The 21,715-nt window shown below is 70.9% G+C and carries 19 protein-coding genes, 1 pseudogene and 1 riboswitch; of the genes and pseudogenes, 7 read left to right on the forward strand and 13 right to left on the reverse strand.

The features are described from left to right. Window positions 1–37: 37 nt before the first annotated feature. On the reverse strand, window positions 38–904 hold the full coding sequence (locus ACIBCU_RS20105; RefSeq protein WP_362931168.1) for a LysM peptidoglycan-binding domain-containing protein: 867 nt from the start codon (window positions 902–904) through the stop codon (window positions 38–40). Between the two features lie 4 nt (window positions 905–908). Further along, window positions 909–1,094, reverse strand: a riboswitch (cyclic di-AMP (ydaO/yuaA leader). Window positions 1,095–1,451: 357 nt separating this feature from the next. Between ACIBCU_RS20105 and ACIBCU_RS20110 the strand changes: the two genes are divergently transcribed. Together ACIBCU_RS20110 and ACIBCU_RS20115 are read left to right on the forward strand one after the other, a co-directional pair. After that, complete coding sequence (locus tag ACIBCU_RS20110; protein WP_362931166.1) at window positions 1,452–1,682, forward strand: hypothetical protein; 231 nt, start codon at window positions 1,452–1,454, stop codon at window positions 1,680–1,682. Between the two features lie 156 nt (window positions 1,683–1,838). Beyond that, a complete protein-coding gene (locus ACIBCU_RS20115) occupies window positions 1,839–2,234 on the forward strand; it encodes a helix-turn-helix transcriptional regulator (RefSeq protein WP_362931164.1) in 396 nt (131 codons plus the stop codon). 85 nt (window positions 2,235–2,319) lie between these two features. On the opposite strand, the gene ACIBCU_RS20120 is transcribed toward ACIBCU_RS20115, so the two are convergent. After that, entirely contained in the window at window positions 2,320–2,772 is a 453-nt protein-coding gene (locus ACIBCU_RS20120) for an NAD(P)H-dependent oxidoreductase (RefSeq protein ID WP_362931162.1), read from the reverse strand. Between the two features lie 75 nt (window positions 2,773–2,847). Next, a complete protein-coding gene (locus tag ACIBCU_RS20125) occupies window positions 2,848–5,121 on the reverse strand; it encodes a heavy metal translocating P-type ATPase (RefSeq protein ID WP_362931160.1) in 2,274 nt (757 codons plus the stop codon). Window positions 5,122–5,285: 164 nt separating this feature from the next. Here ACIBCU_RS20125 and ACIBCU_RS20130 point away from each other — a divergent pair. Continuing rightward, window positions 5,286–5,712: pseudogene (locus ACIBCU_RS20130) on the forward strand (hypothetical protein); the annotation flags it as partial. A 36-nt stretch (window positions 5,713–5,748) separates the two neighbouring features. Here the strand turns inward: ACIBCU_RS20130 and ACIBCU_RS20135 are convergent. The 3 genes from ACIBCU_RS20135 to ACIBCU_RS20145 form a co-directional block, all read right to left on the reverse strand. Continuing rightward, on the reverse strand, window positions 5,749–6,177 hold the full coding sequence (locus tag ACIBCU_RS20135; protein ID WP_399232808.1) for an NUDIX domain-containing protein: 429 nt from the start codon (window positions 6,175–6,177) through the stop codon (window positions 5,749–5,751). A gap of 69 nt (window positions 6,178–6,246) precedes the next feature. Further along, window positions 6,247–6,528 carry an FCD domain-containing protein gene (locus ACIBCU_RS20140; RefSeq protein WP_399233062.1) on the reverse strand — a complete coding sequence of 94 codons (282 nt, stop codon included), beginning with the start codon at window positions 6,526–6,528 and terminating at the stop codon, window positions 6,247–6,249. Between the two features lie 27 nt (window positions 6,529–6,555). Further along, complete coding sequence (locus tag ACIBCU_RS20145) at window positions 6,556–7,428, reverse strand: LysR family transcriptional regulator (protein ID WP_362931158.1); 873 nt, start codon at window positions 7,426–7,428, stop codon at window positions 6,556–6,558. A gap of 146 nt (window positions 7,429–7,574) precedes the next feature. Here ACIBCU_RS20145 and ACIBCU_RS20150 point away from each other — a divergent pair, with 146 nt between their 5' ends. Next, on the forward strand, window positions 7,575–8,450 hold the full coding sequence (locus tag ACIBCU_RS20150) for an SDR family NAD(P)-dependent oxidoreductase (protein ID WP_362931156.1): 876 nt from the start codon (window positions 7,575–7,577) through the stop codon (window positions 8,448–8,450). Window positions 8,451–8,462: 12 nt separating this feature from the next. On the opposite strand, the gene ACIBCU_RS20155 is transcribed toward ACIBCU_RS20150, so the two are convergent. Beyond that, window positions 8,463–9,791, reverse strand: a complete 1,329-nt coding sequence (locus ACIBCU_RS20155; RefSeq protein ID WP_362931154.1) for an enolase C-terminal domain-like protein — start codon at window positions 9,789–9,791, stop codon at window positions 8,463–8,465. Between the two features lie 44 nt (window positions 9,792–9,835). Beyond that, window positions 9,836–11,173, reverse strand: coding sequence for a gluconate:H+ symporter (locus tag ACIBCU_RS20160; RefSeq protein ID WP_362931152.1), 1,338 nt, complete (start codon window positions 11,171–11,173; stop codon window positions 9,836–9,838). A 206-nt stretch (window positions 11,174–11,379) separates the two neighbouring features. Here ACIBCU_RS20160 and ACIBCU_RS20165 point away from each other — a divergent pair, with 206 nt between their 5' ends. Further along, window positions 11,380–12,168 carry an IclR family transcriptional regulator gene (locus ACIBCU_RS20165; protein ID WP_399232811.1) on the forward strand — a complete coding sequence of 263 codons (789 nt, stop codon included), beginning with the start codon at window positions 11,380–11,382 and terminating at the stop codon, window positions 12,166–12,168. Window positions 12,169–12,214: 46 nt separating this feature from the next. Here the strand turns inward: ACIBCU_RS20165 and ACIBCU_RS20170 are convergent, their stop codons facing one another. The 5 genes from ACIBCU_RS20170 to ACIBCU_RS20190 all read right to left on the reverse strand — a co-directional run bounded on the left by ACIBCU_RS20170 (window position 12,215) and on the right by ACIBCU_RS20190 (window position 19,725). Next, entirely contained in the window at window positions 12,215–13,432 is a 1,218-nt protein-coding gene (locus tag ACIBCU_RS20170) for a cysteine desulfurase-like protein (protein ID WP_399232814.1), read from the reverse strand. Window positions 13,433–13,667: 235 nt separating this feature from the next. After that, window positions 13,668–15,143: an aldehyde dehydrogenase family protein gene (locus tag ACIBCU_RS20175; RefSeq protein WP_399232816.1), complete on the reverse strand. Its 1,476-nt coding sequence runs from the start codon at window positions 15,141–15,143 to the stop codon at window positions 13,668–13,670. A 206-nt stretch (window positions 15,144–15,349) separates the two neighbouring features. Then, a complete protein-coding gene (locus ACIBCU_RS20180) occupies window positions 15,350–16,909 on the reverse strand; it encodes a polysaccharide lyase family 1 protein (RefSeq protein WP_399232818.1) in 1,560 nt (519 codons plus the stop codon). Window positions 16,910–17,303: 394 nt separating this feature from the next. Continuing rightward, entirely contained in the window at window positions 17,304–18,470 is a 1,167-nt protein-coding gene (locus ACIBCU_RS20185) for an acyl-CoA dehydrogenase family protein (RefSeq protein WP_399232820.1), read from the reverse strand. Window positions 18,471–18,516: 46 nt separating this feature from the next. Next, window positions 18,517–19,725, reverse strand: coding sequence for a CaiB/BaiF CoA transferase family protein (locus ACIBCU_RS20190; RefSeq protein ID WP_399232822.1), 1,209 nt, complete (start codon window positions 19,723–19,725; stop codon window positions 18,517–18,519). A 127-nt stretch (window positions 19,726–19,852) separates the two neighbouring features. Here ACIBCU_RS20190 and ACIBCU_RS20195 point away from each other — a divergent pair, with 127 nt between their 5' ends. Both ACIBCU_RS20195 and ACIBCU_RS20200 read left to right on the forward strand, forming a co-directional pair. Next, window positions 19,853–20,812 (forward strand): LysR family transcriptional regulator, encoded by a 960-nt coding sequence (locus ACIBCU_RS20195; RefSeq protein ID WP_399232824.1) that lies wholly within the window; start codon window positions 19,853–19,855, stop codon window positions 20,810–20,812. A gap of 55 nt (window positions 20,813–20,867) precedes the next feature. Continuing rightward, window positions 20,868–21,665, forward strand: a complete 798-nt coding sequence (locus ACIBCU_RS20200) for an alpha/beta fold hydrolase (RefSeq protein WP_399232827.1) — start codon at window positions 20,868–20,870, stop codon at window positions 21,663–21,665. Window positions 21,666–21,715 lie beyond the last annotated feature (50 nt).

Consider the following 21,715-nt stretch of genomic DNA (forward strand, 5'->3'; position numbering starts at 1 on the left):
ACACGCCCGTGCGCCAGCGGTCCCGCCTCGGCGAGGCTCAGTAGGCCCCGAAGACGTTGTCGATGGAGCCGTACTTGTCCGCGGCGTAGTTGCACGCGGCCGTGATGTTGGCGACCGGGTCGTAGCTGTCCATCGACGTACCGGGCACGTGGTAGGCCTGGAAGGTCGGGTCGATGACCTGCAGCAGACCCTTGGACGGGACGCCGTTGATCGCGTTGATGTCCCAGTTGTTGATGGCCTGGGGGTCGCCCGCGGACTCGCGGATGATGTTCCGGTGGATGCCCTCGTAGCTGCCGGGGATGCCGTGCTCGGCCATGACGGCGAGCGACTCCTTGATCCAGCCGTCGAGGTCGTCCGTGTACGAGACCGGCTCGGCGGCCGGAGCGGCCTCGGCGGCGGGTGCGCCTTCCGCGGCGGTGGGGGTGCTCGTGCGCTCCGAACGGTCGGCGCGGTCGGCGCTCTCCGCGGCACGGTCGGACGAGGCGGAGGCCTTGGATTCGGCCTTGTCGCCCTTGTCCGCCGACTTGTTCTCGGCCTTGCCGCCGATGGTCAGCTTCAGACCCGGGTGAATCAGGTCGGGGTTTGCGCCGACAACCTTCTCGTTGTCCTCGTACAGGGCCTTCCAGCCACCGTTCACGGAATGCTCACGCGCGATCTTTGCAAGGGTGTCACCCAAGATCACGGAATAGGTGGTGGACTTGGACTTCTGCGCGGCAATTCCCTTGCCGGACGCGGCAGTCGACGTCGCAGCCTTTTCCACGGCGGCCGGCTGGGCCGGGGCCGCGAAGGCGCCGGTCGCACCGATCAGAGGAAGGGCCAGGGCGGCTCCGCCCGTGCTCACGGCGATGATGCCACGGGTGAGCGAACTGGTCCTGGAACGACGGTGCTTACCGTTTTCGGGCATGCTGAATTCCTCTCCGTCGCCTGCGAAGTGAGCTGTCGGGTTCGGGCTGGAGATGCCCGGCCGCACGCGAATGCGACTTCACCCCGAGCCGCTCCGGAAACCGGATCGGCGCTTACTTGGGTCCCCCGCTCCTGCCGTACGAGAAGTGGTCGGGTAACCGGACGGCGGCAGGATTCGGCGTTCCGCCCGGAGTGATGGTGACCGTAGGCGAGAAATAGGGAAAGGAACAAGCCTGGCGCGATGATCACAATTCATTCGCAAGATCAATTCTCGGGAATTCATGTAATCCACCCCACATCGCGCCGCCCATTTCTCTTGGCGCAGAAGGGAACCGACTGCCGCGCCCCTGCGTCCGGGACCCATAAGGTGACCCTGGTCACGGAGTCCGATTCGGGCGATTTGCGCCCACGCGAAGGCCCCAGGTCACACGAAATGACCTTTTATGGATTACAGGATTAATTCCAAAAAACCGCCTTAAATCGGGCATATGACTCACAGCTGAGACCCAGGCGCATACCGAGGGCGCCCACGTGGAACCGATCCGCCTATGACTGAAAGCCCTCTCGCCTCGGCGCCCCGGATCACTGTCCTGCCCGTCCAGCCCGGGGATCCCCCCTTCCGGATCGTGGAGATCGACGGAGAGGTGATCGGGAGCGCGACGGCGATGACGGATGTGCTGATCGCCGCCGCGGCGGCCGGCATTCCGGTCCACGACCTCGACGACCCGGCCGTCATCCGCTGGGTGGGCGGCGGCAAGCTCACCTGGAAGCCGCGCTGAGCGGGGCGGCAGGGGGCGGTGGGGGTGCGGTCGGCGGATCAGGCGCCCGGCGGAGGCTCGCACGTCGCGGGACCGGCCCGCGAGAGACGCGCAGATGCTGGGTATATTCCACAGATGCCTTGCAAATGCAAGCCTTTGAGCCATATCGTGCATCACATGCAGACCTACACCATCGGGCAGGCGGCACGTCTTCTCGGCGTGAGCCCGGACACCGCCCGCCGCTGGGCGGACGCCGGTCGGGTAGCGACCCATCGCGACGAGGGCGGGCGCCGCCTCATCGACGGCCGCGATCTGGCCGCGTTCTCGATCGAGGTCGGTCAGGCCTCCCCCGGCGAGGAGGAGGTCCCCTACACCTCGGCGCGCAACGCCTTCCCCGGCATCGTCACCGCGGTGAAGCTGGGCGACGTAGCGGCACAGGTGGAGATCCAGGCCGGCCCGCACCGCCTCGTCTCGCTGCTGACCCGGGAAGCCGTGGAGGAACTGGGACTCGAGGTCGGCATGCAGGCCACGGCCCGCGTGAAGTCGACCAGCGTGCACATCGACCGCACCTGACGCGGCATCTGCCGCCCGGGAGCAGCGGCATCACCCAGGAGGTGCCGACCCGGGCGGTGGGAGGGCGACCGTAGCCGGGAGTCTGTCAGCCCATCAGTCCGGCGGCGAGGGTAGCCCCCAGTTCCCAGCACGCCTCCGTGTCGGCCTTGCCCGGCTCACCGGTGACGGTCACGGCATCGGCCGTACGCCGCCATCCGAGGCCCGTGGTGATCGTCTCGATGGACCGTACGGCGCCGGTGACGTCGTTGCCGCCGTGCACGTAGTAACCGAAGGGCCGGCCCTTCGTCCCGTCCAGGCACGGGTAGTAGACCTGGTCGAAGAAGTGTTTCAGGGCGCCGGACATGTACCCGAGGTTCGCCGGGGTGCCGAGGAGGTAGCCGTCGGCCGCGAGCACATCGGAGGCCGTGGCGGAGAGCGCCGCCCGTCGCACGACCCGGACGCCTTCGATGTCCTCCGTCGTCGCGCCGGAGAGCACCGCCTCGAACAGCGCCTGGCAGTTGGGCGAGGGGGTGTGATGCACGATCAGCAGAGTGGCCACGCCCCCGAACCTACCCGTTCACCGATTCCCGCGTCCCCGTCGAGGGACGCGGGGCCGCGAGGCGCGGACGCCCTTTCAGCCGGCGGCGCGGAAGCCGCGCAGCCGGAGGCTGTTGCCGACGACGAAGACCGACGAGAACGCCATGGCCGCACCGGCGATCATGGGGTTGAGCAGGCCGGCGGCGGCGAGCGGGAGGGCCGCCACGTTGTAGGCGAAGGCCCAGAACAGGTTCGAGCGGATCGTGCCCAGCGTCCTGCGGGAGAGCCGGATCGCGTCGGCGGCCACCCGCAGGTCCCCGCGTACGAGAGTCAGGTCACCGGCCTCGATGGCGGCGTCCGTGCCCGTCCCCATGGACAGACCCAGGTCCGCCTGGGCGAGCGCGGCCGCGTCGTTGACCCCGTCGCCGACCATGGCGACGCTGCGTCCTTCCGCCTGGAGCCTCCTGACGACCTCGACCTTGTCCTGCGGCATCACCTCGGCGATGACCTCGTCGATGCCGACCTCGGCAGCGACGGATGCGGCGACCGCCTTGTTGTCGCCGGTCAGCAGGACGGGGGTCAGCCCGAGGTCACGCAGCCGCCGGACCGCTTCGGCGCTGGTCTCCTTGACGGCGTCAGCGACCTCCAGGACCGCACGCGCCTCGCCGTCCCAGGCCACCGCGATCACGGTCCGCCCGTCCTGCTCGGCCAGGTCCTTGGCCTTCCTGAGCTCTTCGGGAAGCTCGATCGCCCAGTCGGCCAGCAGCTTCTCCCTGCCGACGAAGACCGCGTGGCCCTCGACGACGCCCTGCACACCGAGGCCGGGGACGTTGGTGAAGTCCTCGGGCGTGGGCAGCGTGCCCACGGTCCCGGCGGCGCCCTCGGCGACGGCCCGGGCGATCGGGTGTTCGGAGGAGTGCTCCAGCGCGCCCCCGAGGCGCAGCACTTCGGCCTCGTCCGTGGAGGCGGCCGCGTGGACCTTCAGCAGCGTCATGCGGCCCGTGGTGACGGTGCCCGTCTTGTCGAGGAGGATCGTGTCGGCCCTGCGGGTGTTCTCCAGGACCTCCGGGCCCTTGATCAGGATGCCGAGCTGGGCCCCGCGGCCGGTGCCGACGAGCAGGGCGGTGGGCGTGGCCAGGCCCAGTGCGCAGGGGCAGGCGATGATCAGTACGGAGACGGCAGCCGTGAAGGCCGCGGTGAGTCCGGCGCCCGAGCCGAGCCAGAAGCCGAGCGTGGCGAGCGCCAGTCCGATGACGACCGGCACGAAGACCGCGGAGATCCTGTCGGCAAGGCGCTGCGCGGAGGCCTTGCCGCTCTGGGCCTCTTCCACGAGCGTGGCCATCCGGGCCAGCTGGGTGTCGGCGCCGACCCTGGTGGCCTCGACGACCAGGCGGCCGCCGGCGTTGAGGGTCGCCCCGGTGACGGAGTCACCGGTGGAGACCTCGACGGGCACCGACTCGCCGGTGAGCATCGAGACGTCGACCGCCGAGGAGCCCTCGACGACGGTCCCGTCCGTGGCGATCTTCTCGCCGGGGCGGACCAGGAAGCGGTCCCCCACGTGCAGACCGGCCGTGGGCAGGGTGATCTCACGGCCCTCGCGCAGCACGGTGACTTCCTTGGCGCCCAGCTCCATGAGCGCCTTGAGGGCGGCGCCCGCCTTGCGCTTGGAGCGGGCCTCGAAATACCGGCCGGCCAGGATGAAGGCCGTGACACCGGCGGCGGCCTCCAGGTAGATGTTCCCCGCTCCGTCGCCGCGGCTGATCGTGAATTCGAATGGATGCGTCATGCCCGGCATCCCGGCGGTTCCGAAGAAGAGCGCCCACAGCGACCAGAGGAACGCCGCCGACGTGCCGACCGAGATCAGGGTGTCCATGGTTGCCGCACCGTGACGGACGTTGGTCCAGGCCGCGCGGTGGAAGGGCCAGGCCGCGTAGGTGACGACCGGGGCGGCCAGTGTGAGGGAGAGCCACTGCCAGTACTCGAACTGGAGGGCCGGGATCATGGCCATCGCGACGACCGGCGCGGCGAGCAGTACCGCGGTGACGAGCCGCTGGCGCAGGGACCTCAGCTCCCCGTCGGCGCGCTCGTCCTCGCCCCGGCCGGGGGCGGGCTCGCCGGAGTCGCCCGGCTCGGGGAGGGGCGGGGCCGGGCGCTGGGCGGAGTAGCCGGTGGCCTCGACCGTGGCGATCAGGTCATCGACCGAGATGTCCCCGGCGAAGGCGACTCTGGCCTTCTCCGTGGCGTAGTTGACCGTGGCCTCGACCCCCTCCATGCGGTTGAGCTTCTTCTCGATCCGCGCCGCGCACGAGGCGCAGGTCATGCCGCCGATGGCGAGCTCGACCCGGTCGGCGCCGGGAATGGCTGAAGTCATTTACTGCTCCTCGTCCGAACGGAACCCAGTATACCCTTCATGGGTATTCTTCCCCTCGGCCAGGTGTACCCCCCACCCGTATGTGTGGCAAGTCTCCGCGATGCCGTTACAGATACCCTCCACGGGTATAGCACCGGCCCACCGGCCGGGGGGCCTCCAGATCTCCGAGGGCGGTTACGAAGCCCGCCCTGACGGCCGAGGTCGACGGGTACACGGTCTCCCTGAACGGCACCCTGCGCCCCGACGTGCCGGAGCACCTCACCTTCAGGTGCGGAAGGACGGCCGGCCCGTCACCGGTCTGCAGCCCTATCTCGGCGCGTACGGGCATCTCGTCGCCCTGCGCGCCGGTGACCTCACCTATCTCCACGTGCACCCCAACGGGGAGCCAGGCGACGGTTCCACGGAAGCCGGGCCGGAGGTCTCGTTCACCGCGACGGCGCCAGTTCCGCCACCTGCCGGCTCTTCCTGGACTTCAAGCACGACGGCACCGTCCGGACGGCGGCCTTCACCGTCCCGTCCGGGGCGGGGGCAGACACCCCCCGTCCGGCGACGCCTTCGGACGAGCACGAAGACGGGGGCCACGGCCACTGACGTACGGCGGCTGCCGGTGCGGCTTCCCGGTCCCCCTCAGAGCTCCAGGTTCCCCAGCCACGCGTCCTGCCCGTCGGCCAAAGGCCGCCACAGAGGCAGGGCCTCGAACCGGCAGGCGAAGGTGAGGCCGGCGTCCACGCCGTCACCCCCCACCCGGTGGACCCAGGCGTCGGGCGTGTCCTCCGGTGCCCGCAGCAGGAAGAACGTGGTCCGGCGCGGCTGCCGCGTCAGCGGGTGCGGCCTCTCGTCGACGGCTGCCGGCCGGATCACGCCGGCGGTCAGCAGGCCGGTCTCCTCGGCGACCTCCCGCAGAACGGCGTGGGACAGCTCCTCGCCCGGCTCGACTCCCCCTGCGGGAACCTGGGTTCCGGCGTCAGCCATGCCGACGTGGTCGAACACCAGCAGCTCCGCGCCCTCGCGACGACGGATCACATACGCGGCGACACGGATTCTCGGCCTGCTCATCCCCGTCCCCTTCCTTCTCGGCCGACGGCGAGTCCCGTTACAGCGACGTGAGCCGGGCGAGCGTCTGCTTCAGCTCCTCGCGGAGCGTACGGCCTGCAGCGTCGCCGTCCCCCGTGCGACGGCGTCCACCAGCGAGGCGTGGCCCTCGTCGCCGTGGTTTGGGTCCCCGGAGCGCAGTTCGAGCAGGGCGAGCATGTCGATCAGCCCCTTTCGCAGCGTGGGGACGAATTCGGTGAACAGCGCCGAGAGTACGGGGTTGTGTGCCGCCGCGACCACGGCCGCGTGCAGGGCGACGTCCGCGTCGAGGAACGCGGCGTCGCCCGATTCGGCGGCGGCGCGGCGTCCGGCCAGGTAATTCTCAGGACCAGCGCCGGTGGTTCAGCCGGCCGCTGCGACGCTGTGCCTGACGAAGCGTCGGACGGCCGGTGTCGAACGCTCCCGCGGCCAGACCAGCCGCAGGGGCACGGCCGGCCCGTCCTCCAGGAGGATCCCGACAGTTCCCTCGGGCGCTCCGGTGCCGTCGGCCGGCGGGGCCGCGAGCGCGACGGCCTGCCCGAGCCGGACCACCGCCAGCATCTGCAGACCGTCGCTCACCTGGGGCCCCGGCGTGCCCGGCAGTCCGTCCGGCCAGAGGCCCGGGTCGTTGAGCTGGGCGCCCGGGCCGAGCCAGCCGAGCAGTGGTTCGCCTGCGAGGTCGGCGATCGTCAGGGTCTCCCGGTCCGCCAGCCGGTGCCCGGTCCCCAACAGCACGCTGACGCTTTCGTGGCGGAGCACCACGCTGTCCAGTCCGTGCCCGGGCAGCGCGGCGCGCAGAAGCGCGATGTCCGCCTGCCCCGACCGCAATCGGTCGAGCTGGTCGTCGATCGTGCCGACGGTCATCCGGGCCGGATGCCGCGGACCGGTCTCGTTGTACGCCCGGATCATGCCGTCCAGCAGAGCGGCGTCACAGCCGGGCCCGGTCACCGTCACCGAGTTCCGCTGCTCGGCCGCCCGGCGTACCCGCGAGGTGACGTTCCCCGCCTGTGCCAGCAGCGACCTGCCCTCTTCGAGCATCGCGTGACCGGCGGCGGTGGGTGTGACGCCCTTCGGTGTACGCAGCAGCAGGGTGGTGCCCACGGTCCTCTCCAGAGCCAGGATCGCCCGGGAGAGTGCGGGCTGCGTCATCGACAGCCTCTGTGCGGCGCGGGTGAAGTTGCCCTCCTCCGCCACAGCGACGAAGTAGTGGACCTGCCGGATCTCCACATCACCCATGCGCACATCTTCCCACCTGTGGCCATGCCGCCCCGGCATCGGCCCATGCCGGACCGGAACTTCCATGATCAGCGCGCGGCCTGTCTGCTGGAGGCACGGACGGGGCTCACCCGCCCACGGACGACGCGGCGAATGGGAGCACGGAAATGACTGAGCACACCCCGAAGGCAGTGGTGACGGCCGGCACCGGCGGCATAGGCCTGGAGACGGCCGTGGGGCTGGCACGGCAAGGATGGGACGTCACTCTCGTCGCCCGCGACCCGGCCCGGGGAGAGGCGGCGGTGGCCCGTGTCGACGAGGCCGCCGGGCGCGGCGCGGGGCGTTTCGTCCGCGCTGAACTGTCGTCGCTCGCCGAGACCCGGCGGCTCGGGGAGCGCCTCGCCGGCGAAGGCGCCCTGGACCTCCTGGTGAACAACGTGGGCGGCATGTGGACCGAACGGTGGGAGAGCCCCGAGGGCATCGAGGCGAGCATCGCACTGAACCACCTCTCGCCCTACGTCCTCACCGAGGCGCTTCTCGACGCGCTCGCCGCCGCGGCCCCGAGCCGCATCGTGAACGTCACGTCGAGCGCCATCGCCGCGGCCGAGACCGTGTTCGACGACGCCGAACCAGCGGGCCCCCACTACGGTCTGGCCGCCACGGGGCGGGCCAAGCTGGCCCACCTCGCGCACTCCCTGGAGCTGGCGGGGCGTCTGGAATCCAGAGGCATCTCCGTGCTCGCGGCCGACCCCGGGGCCGCCGCCACCGACAACGCCGCGCTCATGACCATCGACATCCTGCCGCCGGCGCTGCGTCCCCATTGGGAGCAGATCCTGAAGGGCGTCTCGGCTCCGGTCACGTCGGCCGCCAAGGGCCCCCTGGCCGCCGCCACCGATCCTGCCCTGGAAGGACGGACCGGCCTGGTCGTCGGGCCCGACGGAACCGTGGACGACACCCTCCTGGCGTTCGTGACACCTGAACTCACCGAGGCCGTGCGCAGGTGGACGGCGGAACTCATGGCGACGGCGGCACGCGCGTCCTGACGGGGCGATGCCCTACCGCACCAGGCAGGGCCGCTTGGCGTCGAAGGTCCAGCCGGGTACGAGGTACTGCATGGCCTCGGCGTCGTCCCGCGCCCCCAGCGCCTCCTTCCGGTAGAGCTCGTGGGCCGCGAGGAGGCGGTCCATGTCGAGTTCGACCCCCAGGCCCGGAGCGTCGGGGACGGCGATCTCGCCACCGACGATGCGCGGCGGTTCGACGGTGAGCCGCTCCAGCCCCTCCTGCCAGATCCAGTGCGTGTCGAGGGCGTTGTACTCGCCCGGGGCTGCGGCACCGCAGTGCGTGATCATGGCGAGCGAGATGTCGAAGTGGTTGTTGGAGTGGCAGCCCCAGGTCAGGCCCATCGCGTTGCACAGCTGCGCCACCCGCACGGAGCCCTGCATGGTCCAGAAGTGCGGGTCGGCCAGCGGGATGGACACCGACTGGAGGGCCAGCGCGTGGGTCAGCTGCCGCCAGTCGGTGGCGATCATGTTGGTCGCGGTCGGAAGGCCCGTGGCGCGGCGGAACTCGGCGAGAACCTCTCGCCCCGAGTAGCCGTCCTCCGCCCCGCAGGGGTCCTCGGCGTAGGCGAGCGTGCCCACCAGCGGGGTGCACAGCTCGACGGCCTCGCGCAGCGACCACGCACCGTTCGGGTCCAGGGTGATCCGCGCCTCGGGGAAGCGGTCCTTGAGCGCGCGTACGGCCCGGACCTCCTCCGCGCCGGCGAGGACTCCGCCCTTGAGCTTGAAGTCCCGGAAGCCGTACAGGTCGTAGGCGGCCTCGGCCTGGCGGACGATCGCCTCGGGCGTGAGGGCCTCCTCGTGCCGGATGCGGTACCAGTCGACCTCGGAGCCGGGTTCCCGGACGTACTCCAGGTCGGTGCGGTCCGGGTCGCCGACGTAAAAGAGGTAGCCCAGCACCCGTACGGAGTCGCGCTGCTGACCGTCTCCCAGCAGCGCCGCGACCGGTACGTCGAGGTGCTGGCCCAGCAGGTCGAGCAGCGCCGACTCGACGGCCGTGACTGCGTGCACCGTGGTTCGCAGGTCGAAGGTCTGCGCACCTCGTCCGCCCGCGTCGCGGTCCGCGAACCGGCTCCCGATCTCACGCAGGACGCGCTTGTGGTCGCCCACCTTCGCGCCGACGACGAGCGACTCGGAATCCCGCAGGGTTCGGGTGATCTTCTCGCCCCCGGGCACCTCCCCCAGCCCCGTACGGCCCTCGGAGTCCTTGAGGACGACGATGTTGCGGGTGAAGAAGGGGCCGTGGGCGCCGGAGAGGTTCAGCTCCATGCAGTCGCGGCCCGCGACGGGGTAGACGGCGAAGTGGGTGACGGTCGGCTGGTTCATGCTGTCCGTTTCCTTGGGTACGGGAGGGGCTGAGAGCGGGGCGTTCAGAGGCCGATGACGTCGAGGGCCCACTCGGCTGCCAGGACGCCGCCGAGGCCCAGGACCGCGAGCACCGTCGTGTAGCCGGTACGGACCTTGATGGCCTGGATGACCGAGAGGTTGAAGTACTCCTTGAACAGCCAGAATCCGGGGTCGTTGACATGGGAGAAGGCGATCGATCCGCACGAGACCGCGAGCACCATCATCTCGGGGTGGACGCCGCTGCCCGCGAGGAGCGGCAGCACCACGCCGGAGGCGGTGACCACGGCGACCGTCGCCGAGCCGAGCGCGATGCGCAGGATGGCGGCGATCAGCCAGGCCAGGATGATCGGTGAGACGGCCCAGTGCTCGGTGATGTCCTTGATGTAGTCGGATATCCCGCCTTCGACGAGGACGTTCTTGAAGGCACCGCCCGCGCCGATGACCAGGAGGATCATCGCCATGGCCTGGGCCGCCGAGGCGCAGGAGGCGCTGACGTCGGCCAGGCTGCGGCCGATCCGCGGTCCGAACGCCCAGACCGCCAGGAGGAGCGCCAGCAGCAGCGCGACCGGTGCCGAACCGATGAAGGCGACGCCGTGCAGGAAGGCGCTCTCGCCGGACGTGAGCATGTCGGTGACGGCCGCGCCGGCGATCAGCACCACCGGGAAGAGGGCCACGAAGAGCGACCAGCCCATGCCGGGCATCTCCTCGTCGGTGAACTCGCGCTCACTGACCAGGCCTTTGGGTATGGAGGGGTTCATCGCCCTGACGAACGGCAGCCGCGGCCACAGCAGCGCGACGAGCGCACCGGCCGGTACGGCGATGAAGAGGCCGTAGAAGAGGGTGTGGCCCACGGAGGCGTGGAAGGTCGCGGCGACGGCGGTGGGGCCGGGGTGGGGCGGCAGGAAGCTGTGCATCGTGGACAGGGCGATCGACATCGGCAGGCCCACCCAGAGCAGGTTCACCCCGGTGACCCTGACGAGCGTGAACGCGATGGGCACGATGATGATGAAGGCGACCTCGTAGAACATGGTCACGCCGATGAGCATGGACGTGACCACCATGGCCACCTGGACACCGCGCGGCCCGAAGGCGTCGAGCAGCTTGCCCGCGATCCGCTGGGCGGCTCCGGAGTCGCCCATGACCCGGCCGACCATGGCGCCCAGGCCGATCGTGAGCATGGTGTCGCCGATCTGGTCCCCGATGCCGGCCGAGAGGACGTCCGGGATCTCGACCGCCGGGATTCCCTGGACCAGCGCCACGCCGACCGCCACGAGCAGGAGTGCGGCGAAGCCGTTGAGCTTCATGCGGGTCATCAGGAGCAGCAGCACCAGAACGCTGATCCCGACCACGAGGAGCGGCATGTCAGTTCCCCTTTGAACTGTCGGACTGTCGGGCTGTGGAACCCCGGCCTGCGGAGGCTCCTCCGCGGCGCCGTCAGCGTGGGGCACGCCTCGGCGACCGCGTTCTCATCCCTGTATGCAGATGGCGTACACGTATGAGAACGGAGGTTAGGCGTGTGAACGCGACGCGGTCAATGGGTGCGACCACGCGGATTTAGGATGTGAACATGCCGGAGAACAACGGGGTACGTGGGGTGAAGTCGGCGTCCCGCACCGTCGCGCTGCTCGAACTCCTCGCCGCCCGGGGCGACCGGCCGGCCCGCCTGGACGAACTCGCCGAGGAACTCCGCGTACCGCGCAGCAGCATGTACCAACTGCTGCGGACCCTCATCGACTGCGGCTGGGTGCGCACCGACACCACCGGCTCGCTCTACGGCATCGGCATCCGCGCCCTGCACACGGGGACGAGCTACCTGGACAGCGACCCGCATGTGCGCGCGGCCCGCCCCTATCTGGACGAGGCCTCGGACGCGCTCGGGGAGACGATCCATCTGGCCCGGCTCGACGGCCCCAACGTCGTCTATCTCGCGACGCGCGAGTCCCACGAGTACCCGCGCACCATCAGCCGGGTCGGCCGCCGGATCCCGGCCCATGCCGGAGCGCTCGGCAAGGCCCTGCTCGCCGAGCGCCCCGACCACCGGCTACCGCTCCCCGAAGGTCCCCTGACGGCCCGTACGGAGAACACCCACACCGAGCGCTCCACGCTGGTCGCCGACCTCGCCGGTGTGCGCGAGCGCGGCTACTCCATCGACCGCGAGGAGACGGTGACAGGCATCGCGGGCTTCGGCTTCGCCCTCCGGTACGACTCTCCTGCCATCGACGCCATCAGCTGCTCGGTGCCGGTGGCACGGCTCAGCGAGGAGCACACGACTCGGGTCGTGGCGGTCATGCGGGAGATCCGGACGAAGATCGAGAGTGTCCTGTCCCCCGCGTCCGGCGCCCCCGACTGGCGCTGACCGGCGGTCGTCCGGGAGCGCCCCTCACGCGGTGCCTGCCGCCGTGTCAGCGGCGGGGCACGTCGAGCGCGTTCAGGAGCCGGTCGACGTCCTCGTCGCACGAGTAGGGCGCGAGACCGACCCGTACGCCGCCCTCCTCGCCCAGTCCGAGCCGGCGGGACGCCTCCAACGCGTAGAAGGATCCCGCCGGTGCGTCGACCCCTCGCTCGGCCAGGTGCCGGGAGACCTCCTCCGGCTTCCTGCCCGCCACCGTGAACAGCGTGGTCGGGGTGCGCCGTGCCGCGCGGGAGTGCACCGTGACGCCGTCCAGCGTCGCCAGGCCCTCCTCCACGCGACCGTGCAGCCGGTCCTCGTGCGAGGCGAGCGCGGTGAACGCGCGGACCAGGTCCTCCCGTCGGCTGCCGGTTCCGGGGACCAGCGCGGCGAGGAAGTCCACGGCCGCCGTCGCGCCCGCCAGCAGTTCGTAGGGCAGCGTGCCCAGTTCGAAACGCTCGGGGACGGCGTCGCTGGAGGGCGCAAGCTTGTCCGGCCGCAGGCTGTGGAGCAGTTCCCGCCGCCCGGTGAGCACGCCGAGGTGCGGTCCGAGGAATTTGTACGGCGAGCAGACCAGGGTGTCCGCGCCGAGCGCGGCCAGGTCGACCGCGGCGTGCGAGGCGTAGTGCACCGCGTCGACATGGAAGAGCGCGCCGGCCCCGTGCACCAGCGCGGCGAGGGCCGGGATGCCGGGGCAGGTGCCGATGAGGTTGGAGGCGGCCGTGACGGCGACGAGCCGGGTGCGGACGGACAGCACGGCCTCGATGTGCTCTGCGCCGAGCTCACCCGTCGCGGGGTCGAAGTCGGCCCACCGGACCGTCGCCCCGACGGCCTCGGCGGCCTGCACCCAGGGCCGTATGTTCGAGTCGTGGTCCAGCCGGGACACCACGACCTCGTCCCCCGGACCCCAGTCCTTGGCCAGGGTGCGCGCCAGGTCGTAGACGAGCTGGGTGGCGCTGCGCCCGAACACCACGGACCCGGCCTCCGAGCCGAGCAGATCGGCCAGGGCCTGCCGCGCACCGGTCACGATCGCCTCGGCGTTGCGTCCGCCCTCCGTGAGCACGCCGCGGTTGGCCAGCGGGCGGGTGAGGGCCTCGGTGATCGCGTCGATGACCTGCTGAGGCGTCTGGGTGCCACCCGGCGCGTCGAAGCGGGCGGTGCCCGCCTTCAGCGCCGGGAAGCAGGCACGGATCGCCTGCACGTCGAGGGTGTGGCCGGTGTCGCTGCTCAAGGGGCACTCCGGGAGGGGGAAGCCGGGCGGTGGGACGGTGCGACTCGGCCGACGCGCCCCTTCGCCCGGGGCGGCAGGTAGCCGGCTCGGACGCACGCCGAGCCGGACCAGGGACTCGAGGCACATGATCGCAGCACGGCCGGGTCGACGACGGGCACGAAGGGCCCGTCCCGAACAAGCCGTTCCTGCAAGGCGCTCGCCCCGCGTTCCTGGCTCACGGCCGCGCGCCGGGCGGTCAGAACGGGTAGCGCTCGATCTGTGCCTGAGCGGTGATCCACTGCACGTCGGAGAAGGTGTCCAGGCTCGCCCTGCCTCCGAAGCGGCCGCCCGTCCCGGACGCCTTGGTGCCGCCGAAGGGGGCAACCGCCTCGTCGTCCACCGTCTGGTCGTTGATGTGTACGGCGCCCGATTCGATCCGGTCGGCGAGTTCCCACGCGGCGAAGGCGTTGCCCGTGAGGATCGACACGGACAGCCCGTACTCGGAGGAGTTGATGATGTCGACGGCCTCGTCGACGGTCTCGTACGCGACGACGGGGGCGACCGGGCCGAACACCTCCTCGGCGAACGCCGGCGAGTCCGCCGGCACACCCGTCAGGACGGTGGGCCGGTAGAACAGGCCGTCGTAGGTACCGCCCGCCGCGAGCTCCGCGCCCTGCTCGACGGTGCGCGTGACGATCGAGTGGATCCTGTCGCGCTGCCGCTCGTCGATGACCGGGCCGAGCACGTTGGCCGGGTCCACCGGGTCGCCGACCGGGATTCCGTTCGCCTTCTCGGCGAGCTTGGCGGCGTACTCGGCGGCTTGGGAGACATGCACCAGATGGCGTCCGGTGGTCATGCAGATCTGCCCCTGGTGCAGAAAGGACCCCCAGGCACCGGCCGAGACCGCTGCGTCCAGGTCGGCGTCCGGGAGGACCAGGAGGGCGTTGTTGCCGCCCAGCTCCAGGTGGACCTTCTTGAGCAGAGGGGCCGCCGCCGTGCCGATCGCGCGGCCGGCCGGGGTGGAGCCGGTGAAGGAGATGCAGGGCACGTCCGGGTGCGCGACCAGGGCCTCGCCGACCTCGGTGCCGCCCGGCAGGACGTGCAGCAGGCCTTCGGGCAGCCCGGCGTCGGCCAGCAGTTCGGCAAGCGCGAGGCCTCCGGACACCGGAGTGCGGGGATCGGGCTTGAGGACCACCGCGTTGCCCGCGGCCAGCGCCGGGGCCACCGAGCGCAGGGCGAGGATGGCGGGGAAGTTGAACGGGCTGATGACGCCCACGACACCGAGCGGGAGCCTGCGCACCGCGGAGAGGCGGGGCTTGGAGCTCCGCAGCAGCTCGCCGTAGGGCTCGGAGGTCAGCGCCGCGGCCTCGTTGAGTTCGGAGACGAGGAGTCCGACCTCGAACTGCGCCTTGCCCTGCCCGGAGCCCGATTCCGGGACGAGCCACCGCACGATGCGGTCGGGGTCGGCGGCCAGCAGGGCGGAGGCCTTGATGAAGACCTGGGCCCGCTCGGCGTAGCCGAGCTTCGCCCAGGCACGCTGCGCGATCCTCGCGGAAGCGACCGATGTGTCGACGTCCTCGGCGGTGGCCGCGCCCACGGTCGCGACGACCTCGCCGGTGGCGGGGGCCGTCACCTCGATGGTGCCGCCGCCCGCAGCGCGCCAGGAGCCGTCGAAGATCTTCGCGGACCAGATCGGCCCGGACACCGAGGGGGCGAAGTCTGTGCTGGTCATGGTGGGTTCCTGTCCGTGAGTCGGGATCGGGTCGGCAGGGTGCTCTGTCGGCTCTGCCTGGCGATTCCACCACAGGGCTCATCCACAGCGTTCCCCCCGGGGGGAGGCGGGGCGCACGGCGCCGAAACCACGGGGTGAGTACCGGATCGGGAACGGGGGCCGTCGCGTCCGACGGCCCCCGTTCGCTCACCGCTGTCCGGCGTACGTCATCCGGCGTACGTCTCGAATTCGGCGACCTTCGGGGCACCGGTCGAGCCGGTGATCTCGAAGGTGATCTTCTTCAGCGACGTCCGCGGGACGGTGATGACGCCCGCACCGCTGCCGGAGGTCAGGACGGCACCGGTGTCGCCGTTGATGACCCTCCAGGATCCGATGCTGCCGGTGGAGCCCGACGCCTCGCGGACATTGATCTTGGCGACCGAGGTGGCGGTTCCCCACTTGACCGAGACGGAACCGGTCGAGCCGGCCGGCGACCAGAAGGTGCTCATGTCACCGTCCCGCACATTGCCGTAGCTGGATCCACTGGCCTTGCTGGAGCCGTCGGCTCCGGCCCCGAGGCTGAGGTTGGTGCCACTGGGCTGGGTGGGGTCGGGCGTGGGGTCCGTCGGGTCCGGCGTCGGGTCCGTCGGGTCCGGCGTGGGGGTGGTCGGCGTCTGCGGCGAGCAGTTGCCGTCCGACACCTTGAGGCCCTTGTTGGCGCCTGCGGTCTCACCCACGATCTCCGGGACACAGCTCGCGGCGTCGAGGCTGTAGGAGTAGGGGATGCTGACGGTGGTGTTGGACTTCGGGTCGGGTCCGGCGGGGTTGTTCTCGCTGCCCGGGGCGGACCAGGTCACGTTGTCGAAGGTGTTGCCGCTGACCTGCCAGTATCCGGCCGCGTCGGTGTAGAACGTGCCCAGGACGTCCTTGGAGTCCTTGAAGTAGTTGTTGTCCACCTTGGCCCGTGCGCCGGCACGGGAGTTGATGCCGGACTCGTTGAGCTTCACGTAGTAGTTGTTGTAGATGTGCGCGATACCGCCACGCAGCAGGGGCGCGCGCGAGTCGATGTTCTCGTACAGGTTGTGGTGGTACGTGATGTAGCCGTTCGACAGCTCGGTCTCACTGGAGCCGACGAGTCCGCCACGGCCGGAGTTGCGCAGGGTGCTGTAGGACAGCGTGACGTACTGGGTGTTGTCCTTCATGTCGAAGAGGCCGTCGTACCCCTCCGACTCTCCGCCGGACGCCTCGAGCGTGGTGTGGTCGACCCATACGTTGCGGACGTCGCTCTCCATGCCGATGGCGTCACCGCCGTTGGACGTGGGCGATCCGGACTTCTTGACGTTCTTGACGGTCACGTTCTGGATGATGATGTTGCTGGACTGACGGATGTGGATGCCCAGCTGGTCGAAGACGGCGCCGTTGCCGACGCCGACGATCGTGACGTTGCTGATCTGCTTGAGCTCGATCACACCGGCGGCTGTGTTGCAGCTGTCGCCCGACACCTGCGTCGTGTTGCCGTGATTGATCGTGCCCTCGACCTCGATGGTGATCGGGGTGCTGCTGCTGGCCCGGCCGCACAGGGCCGCGTGGATCGCCGTCCCCGTGGTCGCACGCACCGTCGCACCGCCGGCTCCGCCGGTGGTCCCGCCGTTCTGGGTCGCGTAGCCGGTGGCGCTGCCGGCCACCGCCGCTGAGGCCTCGGGCATCGACATCACCACACCGGTCGCGGCCGCCACGGCCAGTGTGGCCAGCGCGGCGTTGAGTCGCAGTGCGAGTGGTCGTCTCATGTTCGTGTCCCCATTCGTCTTCACGTGCTGGGTTTCGCCGCGGTCGCAACGGCGGACCGGCGGGACTGCCGGTGGTCACCGGGCAGCCTCGTCGGCAGTTGTGCGTGAGCCCTGCGCCGGACCGGTGGCGGCTCGTGCGTGTCCGTCGCGACGGCCGTCGCGGCGGACGCTTCCACCGGGCGGAACCAGGAGGGGAAAGCGCTTTCTGCCCGCGACAATAGAGCGCCCACCGTCAACTGACAAGGTTCATGACACTTACTGGATCCGGCTCCACCCGGCAGCGCGGAACGCCAACGTCCGTACGGACCACCGGAGTTCGGCGCCGACCGGTCGGCGGGGGACACGGCCCGACCGATACGCCGTGGGGCGGCCTCGACGAGGCCGCCCTGCATGGTCAGGCGTCGAGCCGTCCCCGCTTGACCAGTTGGCTCGCGATGACGTTGCGCTGGATCTCGTTGGTGCCCTCGCCGACGATCATCAGCGGGGCGTCACGGAAGTAGCGCTCCACGTCGAACTCGGTCGAGTAGCCGTAACCTCCGTGGATGCGTACGGCGTTGAGTGCGATCTGCATGGCCGTCTCGGAGGCGAACAGCTTGGCCATGCCCGCCTCCATGTCCACGCGCCGTCCGGCGTCCGCCTCGCGGGCCGCGTACAGGGTGAGCTGACGGGCGGCGGTGAGCGAGGTCGCCATGTCGGCGAGGTAGTTACCGACGGACTGGTGCTTCCAGATCGGCTTCCCGAAGGCCTCCCGCTCCTGGGCGTAGGCGAGGGAGTCCTCCAGCGCGGCCCTGCCGACGCCGAGCGCGCGGGCGGCGACCTGGAGACGGCCGGTCTCCAGGCCCTTCATCATCTGGCCGAATCCGCTGCCCTCGGTCCCGCCGAGCACCGCGTCGGCCGGTGCCCGGTAGCCCTCGAAGGACAGCTCGCAGCTCTCCACGCCCTTGTAGCCCAGCTTGGGAAGGTCGCGGGAGACCGTCAGTCCGGGGCCGTGCTCGACGAGCAGGATGGAGATCCCCTTGTGCGCCGGGGACGCCTGCGGGTCCGTCTTGCACAGCAGGGCGATCAGCTGCGAGCGGCGGGAGTTGGTGATCCAGGTCTTCGCGCCGTCCACCACATACCCCTCGCCGTCCTTACGGGCGACAGTGCGCATGGCCTGGAGGTCGGAGCCGCCGCCCGGCTCGGTCAGGGCCATGGTGGCCCGGATCTCGCCGGTGGCCATCCGCGGGAGGTAACGCCGCTTCTGCTCCTCGGTGCCGAAGCGGAGCAGCAGCTTGGCGACCACGGTGTGTCCGCCCATCGCGCCGGCCAGGCTCATCCAGCCGCGCGCCAGTTCCTCGGTGATGAGGACGTAGCAGGGGGTCGACACCGGCGTGCCGCCGTACTCCTCGGGGACGGCGAGGCCGAAGATCCCGAGCTCCTTCATCTGCTCGATGAGGGCCTCGGGGTAGGTGTTGGCGTGGTCGAGTTCCCTCGCCACGGGCTTGATGTCCTTGTCGACGAAGTCGTGCACCGTGCTGACGATGAACTGCTCGTCCTCGGAAAGGATGTCGAGGGTACTCATGTGGGGGGCGGCCTCCTCGCCGCGGTCCTGCTCGCGTGTCGGGTGGTCAGATGGCGCCGTCGGCCCGCAGGGCGTCGATCCGCGCGGGCGTGAGGCCCAGCTCGGCCAGGATCGGTTCGGTGTGCTCGCCGACCGCGGGGACGGCGCCCATGCGCGGGGTGGTGCCGGCCAGGTCGACGGGCGGCAGCAGGGCCGACATCGTCTCCCCGCCGGGTACGGACACCTCCCGCCAGCGGTCCCGGCCGGCCAGCACGGGGTGTTCCAGGAACTGCTTCACGTCGTTGACGGGGGCGTTGGCGATGCCGATGGCGTCGAGCAGCTCCATCACCTCACCGCTGTCCGAGGCGGCGATCCGCCCGGCCAGGAGCGCGTCGACCTCCTCTCGGTGGCTCACCCGCGCGGACCCGCCGGCGAAGCGCGGGTCGTCGGTGAGTCCGGGGTCGCCGAGGAACTTCTCGCAGAGGGCCGCCCATTCGCGTTCGTTCTGCACGGAGAGCAGTACGTCCTTGCCGTCGGCCGCGGTGTAGGTGCCGTACGGGGCGATGGTGGCGTGCCGGGTACCGACCCGGGGCGGCTGCGCCCCGCTGTACGCCGTGTAATAGGCCGGCTGGCTCATCCACTCGGCCAGCGCCTCGAAGAGGGAGACCTCCACGGCGCGTACGGAACCGCGGGTCGCCCGCGTGAACAGCGCGGTGAGGATGCCGCTGTAGGCGTACATGCCGGCGGCGATGTCGGCGACCGACACCCCGACGCGCGCGGCCTCCTGGGCGCTGCCGGTCAGCGAGACCAGACCGGTCTGGCACTGCACCAGCAGGTCGTAGGCCTTGCGGCCCGCCCACGGTCCGCTCGATCCGTAGCCCGTGACCGAACACGGGATCAGTGACGGGAACCGCTTCGCCAGGGCGTCGGCGCCCAGACCCATGCGGGCGGCCGCGCCGGGCGCCAGGTTCTGCACGAACACGTCTGCCTGTGCCAGGAGTTCCTCCAGGACCTCCCGCCCCTGTTCCGACTTGAGGTCCAGAGTCACCGATTCCTTGGAGCGGTTCAGCCACACGAAGTAACTCGACTGGCCGTGCACCGTGGTGTCGTAGCGGCGGGCGAAGTCGCCCTCACCCGGGCGCTCCACCTTGATCACGCGAGCTCCGAGGTCGGCGAGCTGGCGGGTGGCGAAGGGAGCGGCCACCGCCTGCTCGATGCTCACGACAGTGATGCCGGACAGCGGCAGGTCGTCGGCGGGCGCTGCGTTCTCGGCCATGCGTTGTCCTCCGGAGGTGTCGGTGACCCGAGCGGGAGTACCATCATGTGCATTCATGTGAAGCCAAGGGAAATAACAATCCGTGATGCTGCCATGCGGGCCGCGGATGCCGGAAGAGGGACGCACCATGGACGTCAAGCAGCTCAAGGCACTCGTCACGGTCGCCGAGGTGGGCAGCGTGACGCGCGCCGCCGAGCTGCTCCACCTGGTCCAGCCGGCCGTCACCCGGCAGATCCGCACGCTGGAGGAGGAGCTCGGCGTCGCGCTCTTCCAGCGCACCAGACAGGGGATGCGGCCCACCGAGGCCGGCGGGATCATGGTCGACCGGGCGCGCAGGGCCCTGAACGAGCTGGAGCGGGCGCGCGCCGAGGTGCAGCCCAGCCCCGGAGAGGTGACGGGCATCGTCACGGTCGGGCTGCTGGAGAGCACGAGCGACCTGCTCGCCGAGCCGCTGGTGTCGGCCGTCGGCGCGGCCCATCCAGGCGTGGAACTACGGCTGATGACGGGTTACTCCGGCCATCTCCAGCAGTGGCTCGACGACGGCGACCTGGACCTGACCCTGCTGTACAACCTGGACAGCTCACCCTCCCTCAACGCCCGCCCGCTGGTGCGGGAGCGTCTGTGGGCGGTGGCCCCCGCGGCGGCCGGGCTGCGCGCCGACCGTCCGGTCGCCTTCTCCGACGTGGCGGCGCACCCCCTGGTGATGCCCGCCGCGGGCCACGCCCTGCGGACCCTGATCGACGCGGCGGCGGCCCGGTCCGGGAGCGCGATGGACATCGCCGTACAGACCAACGCGATGCGCGTGCAGAAGCAGCTCGTGCTGGCCGGGCACGGCTGGACCGTTCTGCCCGGCGTCGGCATCGCGGAGGACGTCGCGAACGGCACGCTCAGCGCAGCGCCGCTCTGCGAACCCGACGTGTGGCGTCAGATCGTCCTGGGCACCCCCCGGTACCGAAGGGTCCCTCCTGCCGTGGAGGTCGTCGCCGGCCACCTGGTCCGCCGCATCGATGCGGCCGTGGCGCAGGGGCGGTGGCCCTCGGCCGAGTTGCCCGCGCCCGACGACCCCGGCACCGGCACCGGCACCTGACGTCGGCACCGCACCCACCGGGGCCGGCCGGCCCCACGCCGCTGAGAGGACACCTTTGACCGACACCGATGAACGCCCTGACGCCTTCGTACGGACCGACGACGGTGTGTCGGTGGCGTACCAGCGCCGCGGCACCGGCCTCCCGCTGGTCCTCCTGGCCGGGCAGGCGAACAACCACCACTGGTGGGACGGCGTACGCGAGGACTTCCACGGCACCCGCTCCACGATCACCATGGACTACCGCGGCACCGGCGCGAGCGACGCGCCGCGGGAGGGCTACTCCACCCGGCGCTTCGCCGAGGACGTGGTGGCCGTCCTCGACTCCCTGGGCATCGAGCGGGCCGATGTGTACGGCACCTCGATGGGCGGCCGCGTCGCCCAGTGGGTCGCCGCCCGCCACCCCGACCGGGTCCGGCGCCTCGTCCTCGGATGCACCTCGCCCGGCGGGCAGGCCGCCGTCGAACCCGACGCCTCGGTGCGCCGGGCCCTGGCCCTGCCCGACCCGGACGCCGTACGGCAGACCCTGACCGAGCTGATGTACAGCCCCGGCTGGATCGCCGGGCACCCCGGCCCGTACGCGACTCTCGGCGATCCCCGTATGCCGCCGCACGCCCGGCGCGGGCACCTGACCGCCAGCAACCGCCACGACGCGTGGGACGCGCTCGCCTCCGTCGCCGCCCCCACGCTGATCCTCCACGGCGACCAGGACCGGCTCACCCCGCCGGAGAACCTCCCGCTGCTCGCGGCCCGCATCCCGGACGCCACGGCCCGTCTCCTCCCCGGCGCCCGGCACGCCTACTTCGAGGAGTACCGGGAGACGGCCGGTGCCCTGGTCCGCGGGTTCCTCGGCTGAGCGGGGCCGAAACCGCCCGTCACCGCGGCCAACAGGCGATGCCGGCACCC

It is taken from the genome of Streptomyces sp. NPDC051064 (assembly GCF_044455985.1).
Lineage (GTDB): Bacteria > Actinomycetota > Actinomycetes > Streptomycetales > Streptomycetaceae > Streptomyces.